13 protein-coding genes are annotated in these 12,107 nt (G+C 40.6%); all 13 read left to right on the forward strand.

Going from position 1 to position 12,107, the window contains the following annotated elements:
* Positions 1 to 280 precede the first annotated feature (280 nt).
* The 13 genes from Q8G36_RS28105 to Q8G36_RS28165 all read left to right on the forward strand — a co-directional run bounded on the left by Q8G36_RS28105 (position 281) and on the right by Q8G36_RS28165 (position 11,693).
* Positions 281 to 1,363 carry a hypothetical protein gene (locus tag Q8G36_RS28105; RefSeq protein ID WP_305163082.1) on the forward strand — a complete coding sequence of 361 codons (1,083 nt, stop codon included), beginning with the start codon at positions 281 to 283 and terminating at the stop codon, positions 1,361 to 1,363.
* Positions 1,350 to 3,518, forward strand: coding sequence for a molybdopterin oxidoreductase family protein (locus tag Q8G36_RS28110; RefSeq protein ID WP_305163081.1), 2,169 nt, complete (start codon positions 1,350 to 1,352; stop codon positions 3,516 to 3,518). Before Q8G36_RS28105 ends, Q8G36_RS28110 begins: the two co-directional genes overlap by 14 nt.
* Positions 3,519 to 4,079 carry a 4Fe-4S dicluster domain-containing protein gene (locus Q8G36_RS28115; protein WP_134781367.1) on the forward strand — a complete coding sequence of 187 codons (561 nt, stop codon included), beginning with the start codon at positions 3,519 to 3,521 and terminating at the stop codon, positions 4,077 to 4,079.
* An 11-nt stretch (positions 4,080 to 4,090) separates the two neighbouring features.
* Entirely contained in the window at positions 4,091 to 4,618 is a 528-nt protein-coding gene (locus Q8G36_RS28120; protein ID WP_305163080.1) for a Rieske (2Fe-2S) protein, read from the forward strand.
* Positions 4,608 to 4,799 carry a hypothetical protein gene (locus tag Q8G36_RS28125; protein WP_134781369.1) on the forward strand — a complete coding sequence of 64 codons (192 nt, stop codon included), beginning with the start codon at positions 4,608 to 4,610 and terminating at the stop codon, positions 4,797 to 4,799. Before Q8G36_RS28120 ends, Q8G36_RS28125 begins: the two co-directional genes overlap by 11 nt.
* Positions 4,800 to 4,804: 5 nt before the next feature.
* The gene (locus tag Q8G36_RS28130) at positions 4,805 to 5,116 is read left to right on the forward strand and encodes a hypothetical protein (RefSeq protein ID WP_305163079.1); all 312 of its coding nucleotides are present in this window, start codon (positions 4,805 to 4,807) and stop codon (positions 5,114 to 5,116) included.
* Positions 5,103 to 5,390 carry a hypothetical protein gene (locus tag Q8G36_RS28135; RefSeq protein ID WP_305163078.1) on the forward strand — a complete coding sequence of 96 codons (288 nt, stop codon included), beginning with the start codon at positions 5,103 to 5,105 and terminating at the stop codon, positions 5,388 to 5,390. Before Q8G36_RS28130 ends, Q8G36_RS28135 begins: the two co-directional genes overlap by 14 nt.
* Positions 5,383 to 6,888, forward strand: coding sequence for a nitrate/nitrite transporter (locus Q8G36_RS28140; protein ID WP_305163077.1), 1,506 nt, complete (start codon positions 5,383 to 5,385; stop codon positions 6,886 to 6,888). Before Q8G36_RS28135 ends, Q8G36_RS28140 begins: the two co-directional genes overlap by 8 nt.
* Positions 6,889 to 7,086: 198 nt before the next feature.
* Positions 7,087 to 7,737 carry a sensor histidine kinase gene (locus Q8G36_RS28145; RefSeq protein WP_305163076.1) on the forward strand — a complete coding sequence of 217 codons (651 nt, stop codon included), beginning with the start codon at positions 7,087 to 7,089 and terminating at the stop codon, positions 7,735 to 7,737.
* A gap of 94 nt (positions 7,738 to 7,831) precedes the next feature.
* On the forward strand, positions 7,832 to 8,485 hold the full coding sequence (locus Q8G36_RS28150; RefSeq protein WP_305163075.1) for a response regulator transcription factor: 654 nt from the start codon (positions 7,832 to 7,834) through the stop codon (positions 8,483 to 8,485).
* Positions 8,475 to 8,936 carry a GAF domain-containing protein gene (locus tag Q8G36_RS28155; protein WP_305163074.1) on the forward strand — a complete coding sequence of 154 codons (462 nt, stop codon included), beginning with the start codon at positions 8,475 to 8,477 and terminating at the stop codon, positions 8,934 to 8,936. Before Q8G36_RS28150 ends, Q8G36_RS28155 begins: the two co-directional genes overlap by 11 nt.
* A gap of 23 nt (positions 8,937 to 8,959) precedes the next feature.
* Positions 8,960 to 10,687, forward strand: coding sequence for a PAS domain-containing protein (locus Q8G36_RS28160; RefSeq protein WP_305163073.1), 1,728 nt, complete (start codon positions 8,960 to 8,962; stop codon positions 10,685 to 10,687).
* 250 nt (positions 10,688 to 10,937) lie between these two features.
* On the forward strand, positions 10,938 to 11,693 hold the full coding sequence (locus Q8G36_RS28165) for an IclR family transcriptional regulator (RefSeq protein ID WP_305163072.1): 756 nt from the start codon (positions 10,938 to 10,940) through the stop codon (positions 11,691 to 11,693).
* Positions 11,694 to 12,107: the final 414 nt, after the last annotated feature.

Consider the following 12,107-nt stretch of genomic DNA (forward strand, 5'->3'; position numbering starts at 1 on the left):
TGGCGAGGTCCAAAAATGGCCTAACATAGTGGGCTCGTAGAGCCCCAATCTCTTAACTTTAGGCGAAAATTCAAAGGGAATTTCAAAAGGGGTTCAGAATTTTTTAATTCCGAACCCCTTTTGTCTATAAATTGGGCCGTTCTGACATCAGAACGGCTTTTTTATTTTCAAAAGTTAAGGGGATTTTTCCAATAGGATGGGGAAGTTCCCCGATATCGAACAATCGGGCAAGAACTTAAAATAAGGGTATGGTAATTGTTTGTAATGAGGAGGAATAGTAATGCAGGCAAAAGTCGCAGCAAATCAAAAAACAGGAAAATCGATTGATGATGCTTTTGCATCACATTTTGCCAAGTCTATGTTTCTAGCAGTTTGCGGACTTGTATTCTTATCGTTTATAGGTACGAGAATGTTTACACACGTAGATTTAAACCTTTATGGCTATATGGTGGGGACGTTTATTTTTATTGGGGGTTTCTTTTACAGATTTATCGCATGGGGAGAAAGGCCGCCAACAAAGGTTTTTATAAAAAAAGGAATCAAAATTCTCTTAAGAAAATCAACGCCCAAAACAACAGTTGAACATTTAGCAACATACAATTTCATCTGGAACAGGGGAATTTACCGATGGACTCAGCACGTTCTAATGGGCTGGGGCTGCATTCTTTCCTGCTTCGTGACCTTTCCTCTAGTATTTGGATGGATGTACTTCACAATGGACAACAACGGTTACTACAACATCATCGCAATGGGGATCCAGGTAATGACAGTACCAGCTGATGGGCTTATTGCGAAGTTATCATATAACGCACTGAACATTACAGCAGTGATGGTCATTTCCGGTGTATGCATGGCTCTTTACCGCCGCTTGAAAAATATGCAGGCAAGAGCAGAACAACAATTCATGTATGACTTCCTTCCATTATTCATGCTGTTATTGGTCAGCGCTACAGGATTGGCACTAACGTTCATGAACATCTTTATGCACGGTGCAGGTCAGCCAGCTATGTCCCTGATTCACCAATGGTCAGTCATCATTACATTGATTTATCTCCCGTTCGGAAAACTTGCGCACATACCTTTTCGCCCAATGAGTATATTTGCAAGAAACTACAGAGAGCATTATGCGGAACAATCCATGAAAGGATGCAAAGTATGCGGTAATGAGTTTGTTTCAACAGAACAATCAAAAGATGTCATAGAGGTTCTCGGTAAGAATGATATAGAATTCCAAGCGAAAGAAGGCCACCATCTCGCTGAAATGTGCCTTCCTTGTCGAAGAAAATACAGGATTGCCCAATTCTCCGGGTTCCCCATCCATGAAGTAAAAGTTAAGGAGGCAAACCAGGATGCAAAAGGATAAGTTTTTTAAAGAAGAAAAGAATGTGATACACCCGAATGAAACATTGGTCAAAACCCATTGTGCTTATTGCGGAATGCAGTGCGGAATGAATTTAAGGGTAAATGTAGCGACGAATAAAATCATTGGGGTTGAACCCCGCTATGACTGGCCAGTAACCGTTGGGAAAATGTGTCCAAAAGGGGTTACAGCTTACCAGCAGACGAATCATGAGGATCGAATTTTAAAACCGCTTATTCGCGACGATGCTTCATTAAAGGGAACAAAGGAAGGCTTTCGTGAAGCAAGCTGGATTGAGGCGTATGATTTAATCGCAAAAAAGTTCAGGGAGCTTCAAGTTAAATATGGAAAAGATTCATTATCCGTTTTCAGCGGGGTATCAATGACAAATGAAAAATGCTATTTAACAGGGAAATTTGCACGGGTGGCTCTTGGAACTCGCTACATTGACTATAATGGCCGATTTTGCATGTCAAGTGCGGCCGGGGGATTCCTTCGTTCTTTTGGAGTAGACAGAGGTTCAACATTACCCTGGACTGATATTCATGAAACAGATTGCTTATTTATTGCAGGGAGCAACACAGCAGAATGTCATCCAACTTCTATGTTCCGTGTTTGGAACGTACAAGAAAGAGGTGGATACATTATCGTTGCGGATCCCCGTGAAACGCCTGTTGCGAGAAGAGCAGATGTTCATCTTGACTTGAAACCGGGAACGGATCTTGCCCTTGCTAATGGAATCTTAAATCTATTAATTCAAAATGGTTATGCTGACGAAGAATTTATTAATAATCATACAAACGGGTTTGAAGAAACAAAAATGCTTGTAAAAGAATTTACACCGGAATATACGAGTGAGCTTACAGGTGTCGCACCGAATAAAATCATTCGTGCAGCAGAGATTTATGGAAAATCACCAAATGCAGTTGTCATGTTTGCACGTGGAATCGAACAGCAGCATAAAGGTGTTGACAATGTATCTGGATATACAAACTTGGCGCTTGTGACAGGTAAAATTGGCCGTCCGAAGTCTGGTGTAGCAACATTCACTGGTCAAGGAAACGGACAGGGTGGACGGGAGCATGGCCAGAAAGCGGATTTATTGCCAGGATACCGTAAAATTACAAACCCTGAACATGTTGCAGAAGTTTGTAAAGTCTGGAAAATCACTCCGGAAGAAATGCCCCAGCCGGGAGTTTCTGCTTATGAAATGTTTGAATTGATGGAACAAAAAACGATCCGCGGATTGTATCTGCTATGTTCTAATCCTGCAGTATCTGCGCCGAATCTGAATTTCGTCAGAAGGGCTATGAAAAACCTGGATTTTATGTTGTGTTCGGATTTCTATCTTTCTGAATCAGCAGAGTTTGCGGATGTGATCCTGCCGTCCGTAACGTGGTCAGAAGATGAAGGAACAGTTACAAACCTTGAAGGAAGAATTATTAAGATAAATAAGGCACAAGAACCAATCGGTGAATCTAAGCCCGACTGGCAAATACAAGTAGAACTTGCAGAACGTCTTGGTAAAGGAAAATACTTCTCCCATTTGAAAACAGCAAAAGATGTAGCTGATGAATTCAGACTGGCTAGTAAAGGAGGAAATGCCGATTATTATGGTGCTACATGGGATAAAATCGACAAACAGGACGGAGTATTTTGGCCTTGTAAGGATGAAAATGATATGGGAACGCCGCATATGTTCCTGGATAAAAAATTCTATCACGCAGACGGGAAAGCGAAAATTTGTGCGCTTCCTTACCGTCCCCCTGCTGAAGAGCCAGATGAAAAATATCCACTTCGTTTAACAACCGGGCGTGTCGTTTACCACTACTTATCTGGAAACCAGACGAGAAGAATCCAGTTTCTGCGTGATATGTGCCCGGAGCCATACGTCGAAGTGCATCCGGAAACAGCAAAAAAATACAATATGGACCATGAGGATAAGGTCCGCCTGTACACCCGAAGAGGCGAGGCAATCTATAAAGTGAAAGTTACAGAAGCAATTCGTGAGGACACTGTATTCGTTCCATACCACTTTGGGCACGAACAATCTATCAACCTATTAACGATTGCAGCGCTTGACCCAATCTCCCGTATGCCGGAGTTTAAGGTCTGTGCGGCTCAATTGGAAAAAGTCGAAATAAAGAAGGTGCAATAAATGAAAAAGAGGCTCTACTTAGAACTTGAAAACTGCATAGGATGCCGGTCATGTCTTGCTGCATGTACACAATGCGGAGGGCATGAAGAGCGGAACAGGAACTACGTGTATGATGTAAACCCTCTGGTCAATCGGCAGACGATGCCTCTTATGTGCCTCCATTGTGTGAATCCGGCCTGTGCAAGAAGTTGTCCTGCCCAGGCAATCCAAATCCATGAGACAGGGGCCGTCTTATCAGCCCTAGTTGAAAAATGTATTGGGTGCCAAAACTGTACGATTGCTTGTCCATATGGTATACCGAAATTTGACACAGAACAGAACTTAATGTACAAATGCGATTTATGTATCGACCGGACAAAAAACGGTATCCCGCCAATGTGTGCAAGTGTTTGTCCATCCAATACACTTCAGTGGCTCACCGATGAGGAAATTGGAAATAGAAAACAACAATTTAATCTAGATAATGGAAAATGGGTGACTAGCCTGCCTTATCTTGAAAGTGAAACGAACGTTAAGGTAAATCTGCCTGGTATTTTACAGGGAATTGAAAAGCTATTTTAGGAGGGATTTATATGCCGTCGGATAAAAATAATAAAATTCCCTTTAATGAAGATAATTACACCCATAATATTGAACGGGATAATGAAAGGAAGCTCGACAGGCGAGGGTTCATGAAAACATTAGTGGGAGCTGCAGGAGTATTCGCGATTTCCTCCCTTCCTTGGGGAGCGATTGCGGCTAAAGAATTGATGGGTCTTGGGGAAAAGGAGTATCCTCACAAAAAAATAACCGATGTAAGCCGACTTCCAATTGGTGACGCAGTGGAGTTTAAATTTCCAGGGGATCATGATGATGCCATTTTGATCAGATTGTCTGAAACGAAATACGTAGCATACCAAAATGCATGCACACATCTTCGTTGCCCGGTGTTCTGGGTGAAAGAAGAAGGTGAAATGATTTGTCCTTGCCATCATGGGAAATTTGATGTTGAAACAGGTGCTCCAACAGCCGGACCGCCAAGGAGGCCCCTGCCTGAAATTCAAGTGAAAGTTGAAAATGGCGCTGTATACGCAGTAGGGGTGAAGCGTCATGAAGTTTAAGTTCATCGGTGTCGCATTGCTTTGTGCCTTCTTGATGATGAATATTGTATTTACCCAATTTATGGTTCACCAATTTTATTTTGAAAATTATATAAATGTACTAATATTTGGTGGTTTGAACATTGTTGTGTTTCCCTTAGCGTTTTTTACTTATAAAAAAACCAAAGACGAAAAGGCGTGAATCGAATGAATAGCGAAACTTACATTGATTTTTGTTTTGTAAAAGTAGCAGCCGTAAACTTTGCTTCTGAAATCAATAAGCTGCTTTCAGACCTTTTTAATGGCTTCCGCCTCAATTGGTATTTGGATGAAAAGTCAATGAACGGGATAGATATTGTTGTTGCAGAAGTAAAGGGAATGAGTGGATGGGAATCCGAAGAAGAAACAATTGAATTTATCGAGAATCACGCAGGTGGTATGTTCTGGAAATACTTACAGGGTTATCAAATAAATGTATACAGTGCTAAGAGAGGGTGCAATACATGTGGAACACATTAATTTGGAAGGTTTACAATCATTAGTCTCGGCAAAAGCCAGAGTGGCAATCTTAGATGATGATGGGCAGGATAAAGCGCCTTTTGTTACTAAAACGATAGATAAGGTGATGATTTGTCCTGACATGACCCATCTACGCATTTATTTTGATCACCTTAATTTTTTCGCTGTTCCCCTGACATGCAATATGGCTCGAAACAAAAATGAGTGGTCAGCTTTTGACGCAAACACGGGTTTACAATATGTAATTAGAAGAGAGAGTGATCAGAATGATTAAGAAAATACAGCTTCCATTACAGACTTTAAACTTAGTAGTAGGATTTATGGTATGGGTATTAATTTCTTCCCTGATGCCCTTTATTAAAGAAGATATTGCTATCCCGGAGAGTCAGCTTGCACTGGTGACAGCCGTACCGGTCATTTTGGGATCTGTACTTCGTATCCCCCTTGGCTTTTATGCCAACCAGTTCGGAGCCAGGAAAATTTTCCTGATTAGCTTTATTTTACTATTGTTCCCTGTTTATTATATCAGTATTGCCGATTCCCTTGTCGATTTGTTGATTGGAGGACTTTTCCTTGGAATTGGAGGAGCCGTATTCTCTGTTGGAGTAACCTCTTTACCTAAGTATTATCCCAAGGAACGTCATGGCTTTATAAACGGAATTTACGGTGCAGGAAACCTTGGGACGGCAGTATCGGCTTTTGCAGCACCTGTTGTAGCTGAGAATTTTGGCTGGTCAGCAACTGTACAGCTTTATCTTGTGATTTTGGCGGTCTTTATCGCAGGTAACTTTCTGTTAGGGGATAAAAAAGAGCTGAAAGTAAAAACACCGCTTTTAGAGCAAGTGAAGAGTGTCTACAAAAATGAAAAACTATGGCTGCTAAGTTTATTTTACTTTATAACATTCGGTTCTTTTGTTGCATTTACTATCTATCTGCCAAATTTTCTTGTAGCTAACTTTGGATTGGATAAGGTTGATGCCGGTTTAAGGACAGCAGGCTTTATTGTTCTTGCTACCCTTATGAGACCAATTGGCGGATGGCTTGCAGATCGCTTTCATTCTCTCATTCTGCTCATGTTCGTTTTTGGCGTGTATACGGTTTCAGCGATGATCCTATCCTTTGCTCCATCAATAGGCTGGTACACTTTTGGCTGTTTGAGTATTGCCCTTTGTGCCGGGATGGGAAATGGTGTTATTTTTAAACTGGTGCCCATGTATTTCCAAAAGCAGGCTGGTATTGTGAATGGTATTGTTTCCGCAATGGGCGGTTTGGGAGGGTTTTTTCCGCCCTTAATTTTATCCTTGTTATTCAATATCACAGGACATTATGCAATCGGGTTCATGGCTTTGTCAGAAGTTGCCCTTGCAAGTCTGATTTTAGTTGTTTGGTTGTATTTCCAAGGCAAAATGGGGCTTGCCAAAGAAGTGATTGATCATACAATAGAAGGGATTCTAATTACCGATACCACCGGTAAGATCATTTCAGTAAACCCTTCGTTTTGCAGAATTACCGGTTATCAGGAAAATGAAGTAATTGGTAAGAACCCTAGTATACTTAAGTCAGGTAGACAGCCTCAAACTTTTTATGAGGATTTGTGGAAATCCATTGAGATAAATGGGTTCTGGCAAGGTGAAATCTGGAATAGCCGAAAGGATGGACAGCAATATCTACAATGGCTGACCATTAGTTCGATAAAGAATGATGCGGGGGATGTCGTTCAATATGCAGGAATGTTTAGTGACATTTCAAGTCATAGAGTGAAAAAAGCATAAAATGAACTGCGAGCATGAAGTCATTGGATTTGAAGGCTGAATTGGAGTTATCACGAACAAGAAGTTCTAATGCTAGGTTTCTGGTGGGAAAGAAGATATACGTCAGTGTTTTCACCACTCTACCAAAAGTGTAATTGGGAGAGCATGTCGTATTTTGCATGGCCAATAATCGGCGACAATCGAAGAAGGAGGGTGGGAATGAATATTCAGCCACTCAAAAACAACATCAGTTCTTATATCATACAAACACATGAAGAAGAGATTAAAAGAATTGCCATGGAGATTCATGAAGGTGTGGGGCAGTCCCTTTCCAGTCTCTTTTCCGGCATGCAGCTCATTGAAACGGCAATCGAACAGCCTGCCATGAAAAGCTATGCAGGTGATATGAAACAGCTATTGGAAAAGGCAATTCAAGAAATCAGGCTTTTGGCTGTAGAATTGCATCCTCCTACTCTAACAACTCTTGGGCTTATTTCAGCTATAAAAAGCTACATAAAATTATACACTTCAACCTATGGCATTGAGGTTGAGATAGAGAATCTGGGTATTGAATCGCAAATCTCCGATAGAGATAGCATTACACTTTTCAGGGTCTGCCAAGAAGCATTGATGAATATAGCAAGGTATGCAGATACAACGAAGGCAAGTATGATATTCATATGGGAAAAAAGCAGGTTATTGATAATAATTAAAGATTCAGGGAAAGGGTTTGAGGTTGAAGCCGCCATGATTAAGTTGAGCGGGCTTGCTGCCATGTGTGAAAGAATGCATTTGATTGGCGGGAATTGTACCATTTTTTCAAAAATAGATGATGGGACTTCTATAGAGATTTCTCTGCCATTATATTAAAATGCTAATCAAGGGGTTTGCGAATTGTGCAATCCCCCTTGTTGTTTCATATTCATTAACGATAGAAATACGAACAAAGCTAGGGGGAGCCGCTTTGATAAAAATTTTGCTTTGCGATGATCACGCCGTTGTAAGAATGGGCTTAAAGATGCTATTAAACAATCATGCTGATATGGAAGTCATAGGGGAAGCTTCAGAAGGGAACGAAGGGATACAACGGGCACTAGAGCTTCAGCCTAATGTGGTAGTCATGGATTTAAGCATGCCTCATGGAAAAGACGGCTTATCGGCTACTTCCGAACTGAAAAAACTAATGCCTGAGGTAGCCATATTAATACTTACCATGCATGATGATGATGAATATTTGTTCAGAACTATTCAAGCCGGAGCTTCAGGCTGTATTTTAAAAAGTGCACCACATGAAGAACTATTGGTAGCCATCCGATCTTTATCAAACGGAAATGCTTACCTTCATCCATCTGCAACAAAAAGGGTAATGGAAGAATATTTAGGCAGTGTGAAGCAGGGAACCGCTGATTCTTTCAATCTGTTGTCTGACCGTGAAAAAGAGGTACTTACGTTGATTGCGAAAGGGTTTTCCAATAAAGAGATTGCCGGACAGCTTGTCATAAGCGTGAAAACGGTTGAAAGCCATAAAGGAAACCTAATGGAAAAGCTCAAGATGAAAACAAGGCATGAACTTGTTGCATTCGCTTTAAAAAAGGGGTTATTAGGGTATGGAATTTAACGGGGACAGTAAATCGAAAGAGGATCAACCATTTAAAAAAGCGTGTGAACATGCATTAGAAGAAATGAACGGTGATTTTGTAGGCCTTGCTTTACAAAACAGAAAAGGTCCTGACATAAACTGGCATTATGCCGCCGGAAACAGAAATGATAAGTACAAAAGGATAACGGTTCGATATGGAAAAGGAATAGCAGGTAGGGTCATATCAACGGGGACGCCGATGAAAATTGAGGGTTTCCCCAACAATATTCACGGCAAAGCTTTAGATTATCCCATCATGCTTGCGGAAAATCTCATTTGCGCCTTCGCAGTTCCGATTCAATTTAAAGGTGTTCCTAAAGGGGTATTATTAGTAGGTAAACGAACAGACCAGCCTATTTCTGAAAGTGACCAGCATAAGATCCTTGATGCAGCGAAAAAACTGGAAAAGGAATTGAACAGCTCAATTTAACATGGCAACAAGGAGGATTATGTATGGACTTGAATAAACATTTGGAAATGGAAAAAGGGGTTGCGCCTGGATACAGCGATGCGACACTCCTTGTCAATGAATCTGGAGTCATCTCTTTTGCGAATCAACAGGTATATGAAAACTTTGGTTATGAACATCATGAATTGAACGGGGAAAAGCTTCTGAATCTTATACCAGGGGCAAACCTGCAGCACAGCGGGGAAGGGGAGATTAACCACCAGTTGGGGATCCACCGGGATGGTCATGCTTTTTCGCTTTTTTTCAGGGTGAACTCCTTTCAGCTTGCGAAAGAGCTTTATTACTTAATTGTAGTCCATAAAGTGAAAGACCAATCACGGATTAACCAGCAGCAATCCTATCCGATCAATGAACTGGTTGATTTAATTTACGCACTTGATGAATCAACGATTGTTGCATTTACGGATGAAAAGGGCAAGATAATAAACTTTAATAAGAAATTTTGTGAGGTATCCAAATATTCAGCAGCAGAGCTTATTGGTAAGGACCACCGAATGATCAATTCAGGTTATCATTCAAAGGAATTTATGCAAGAGCTTTGGCGAACAATTTCATCAGGAAGTGTATGGCGGGGTGAAATCAAGAACAAAGCGAAGGATGGAACTTATTATTGGGTGGATACCACAATTGTCCCTTTCTTAAATGAAAAAGGGAACCCATATAAATACCTGGCAATTCGGAAGGAAATTACCGAATATAAACGAGTTTTAGAGGAATTGGGAAAATTCGTAAATAAAATGGCCGATTTCCAATTTGCTTTGGATGCTTCCTCGATTGTAGCAATAACCGATCAAAGAGGGACGATCAAATATGTCAATGATCAATTTTGCCGGATTTCAAAGTTTTCAAAAGAAGAGCTGATCGGACAGGATCATCGAATTATTAACTCGGGATTTCATTCGAAAGAGTTTTTCAACAATCTTTGGAAAACAATATCATCAGGGGAAGTATGGAAAGGCGAGATTAAAAATAAGACCAAGGATAAGACTTATTATTGGGTGGATACGACAATCGTTCCATTTCTTGATGAGTTCAATAAACCATACCAATATTTAGCGATTCGTCATGAAGTGACCCAGCGTAAGCTTGCGGAAGAAGAGATTCAGAAAATGACCGGGAAAATCATTGACGTGCAGGAAGAAGAAAGAAAACGCATTTCCCGAGAGCTTCATGATGATATCGGACAAAACTTATACAGTCACCTCATAACGATTAACAGACTGCAGACAGAAATGAATCATCCCCTGTTAGATCAGATGCAAAATGAAGCGACCGAAATTATCGAAGCACTCCGGCATCTATCCTGGGAATTAAGGCCATCGGTACTTGATGATCTTGGACTGTTCCCTGCCATTCGCTCTTTATTGGTGCAATTTTCAGAGCATCATCATATCAAGGTCCATTTTGAATGCTATTTGAATTGCCGTCTGGATACAAACAAAGAAATTACCATTTACCGTATTATTCAAGAAGCATTAACAAATATTAGGAAATATGCTCAAACCAAAGAAGCTACATTGACGATCCAGGAAATAGAGGAAGAAGTTCGTGTAGAAATTGAAGATAAAGGAAAGGGCTTTGATATAGAAAAAGGTACCCGTGGAGTAGGTTTATTCAGTATGGAGGAAAGAGCCAGAGTTTGCGGCGGAAACCTTATCCTTCATTCTCGTGAAGGGAAAGGGACAAAAGTAATATTGAAAATGCCTTTGTAGTGAATAGATTTTCGTAATGATCAAGAAACTTAATCCGCTAAACGCTTCAGCATTAATACTCGTTCTATGAGCTTGCAGGATGATAAAATGATTCGATCAGATTGAAAATAATGCCGGAAAATCAAATGAGAATAAGTCAGAGCATTTACGAAAAAACAATGAATACGGTTATATTACATTACATCCTTTCATCCATGTTTTATAATAGGATGATAGTTAAGGAAAACATGTATATGGAAGGAGACAATGTATGCAGGCACATAACAAAACGGTCGTGAAATCCATGCAAATCCTAACCCTTTTCATAAATCATCCGAAACTGACCTTTAATGAAATGATGGAACTTTCCAATTTGCCGAAAACGTCGTTACACCGTATGGTGGGATCATTGGAAGAAATGGGGTTTTTAACAAAGGACGATGATGGCCAATATTCACTTGGACTGATATTCCTGCAGTTTGGTCAACTGGTAGGGGAGCGGTTGGATATCAGGTCAATCGCCTATCCCATCATGAAAGACCTTCGGGATGATGTTGAAGAAGCCGTGAATTTAATTGTGAGGGATAAGGATGAAGCGATGTATATTGAAAAGGTGGACACCCTGCATCCTGTTCGACTTTATACATCTATTGGAAGGCGTTCGCCATTGTATGCTGGAGATTCTCGAATCATCCTGGCGTATTTGCCAGAAGAAGAGCGTGAAAATTATTTGGGAAGCATTCAATTAAAACCAATCGCCATTGGAACGATAACGGATAAAACTAAACTCCGTCATGCTTTGGATGAAGCGAGAATGGATGGTTATACGATAACTTCATCAGAACTTGAGGATTATACAAAAGCGGTGAGTGCACCGATAATCAATGGTAAAGGTGAAATAGTAGCCGGTATTAGTGTGGCTGGGATTGAAGCAAGATTTCAGGAAGATCGCTTGCCTGCATTGATTGACAAAGTAACGAAAGCCGCCAAGGCCATTTCCGTGAAACTTGGTTCCCAAACACATTAATGAAAATAAAAAAATCATGTCATTTTCGGAATATATTTTCCTGAAATAAGATAACTTACATAAGATAGTCGATTCCTACATGAAGGAAGTAAAGCCACCGCTTATGGTGGATTTTTGTCATGTTGGCATGCTCAACAGTAACAGGTGTTATGTTTGCAGCTTTATTTGGAAGCGCTTATCAGCAACCATTTCGTTGAACGTCATCATTCTTATCTTGGGGAGTAAATACTAACTGAGCCAGGACGAAAAGGTGAACCATTCGGTTCACCTTCAGTTTGTAGACAAATGGGGTTCGGAATTAAAAAATTCTGAACCCCTTTTGAAATTCCCTTTGAATTTTCGCCTAAAGTTAAGAGATTGGGGCTCTACGAGCCCACTATGTTAGGCCATTTTTGGACCTCGCCATGTCCAATT

It is taken from the genome of Peribacillus frigoritolerans (genome assembly GCF_030676415.1).
Lineage (GTDB): Bacteria > Bacillota > Bacilli > Bacillales > DSM-1321 > Peribacillus > Peribacillus frigoritolerans_A.

What these genes read in the sequence shown, in the direction of transcription:
- Q8G36_RS28105 (WP_305163082.1), top strand. Translation starts at nt 281, where the DNA reads ATGCAGGCAAAAGTCGCAGCAAATCAAAAAACAGGAAAATCGATTGAT.
- Q8G36_RS28110 (WP_305163081.1), top strand. Translation starts at nt 1,350, where the DNA reads ATGCAAAAGGATAAGTTTTTTAAAGAAGAAAAGAATGTGATACACCCG.
- Q8G36_RS28115 (WP_134781367.1), top strand. Translation starts at nt 3,519, where the DNA reads ATGAAAAAGAGGCTCTACTTAGAACTTGAAAACTGCATAGGATGCCGG.
- Q8G36_RS28120 (WP_305163080.1), top strand. Translation starts at nt 4,091, where the DNA reads ATGCCGTCGGATAAAAATAATAAAATTCCCTTTAATGAAGATAATTAC.
- Q8G36_RS28125 (WP_134781369.1), top strand. Translation starts at nt 4,608, where the DNA reads ATGAAGTTTAAGTTCATCGGTGTCGCATTGCTTTGTGCCTTCTTGATG.
- Q8G36_RS28130 (WP_305163079.1), top strand. Translation starts at nt 4,805, where the DNA reads ATGAATAGCGAAACTTACATTGATTTTTGTTTTGTAAAAGTAGCAGCC.
- Q8G36_RS28140 (WP_305163077.1), top strand. Translation starts at nt 5,383, where the DNA reads ATGATTAAGAAAATACAGCTTCCATTACAGACTTTAAACTTAGTAGTA.
- Q8G36_RS28145 (WP_305163076.1), top strand. Translation starts at nt 7,087, where the DNA reads ATGAATATTCAGCCACTCAAAAACAACATCAGTTCTTATATCATACAA.
- Q8G36_RS28155 (WP_305163074.1), top strand. Translation starts at nt 8,475, where the DNA reads ATGGAATTTAACGGGGACAGTAAATCGAAAGAGGATCAACCATTTAAA.
- Q8G36_RS28160 (WP_305163073.1), top strand. Translation starts at nt 8,960, where the DNA reads ATGGACTTGAATAAACATTTGGAAATGGAAAAAGGGGTTGCGCCTGGA.
- Q8G36_RS28165 (WP_305163072.1), top strand. Translation starts at nt 10,938, where the DNA reads ATGCAGGCACATAACAAAACGGTCGTGAAATCCATGCAAATCCTAACC.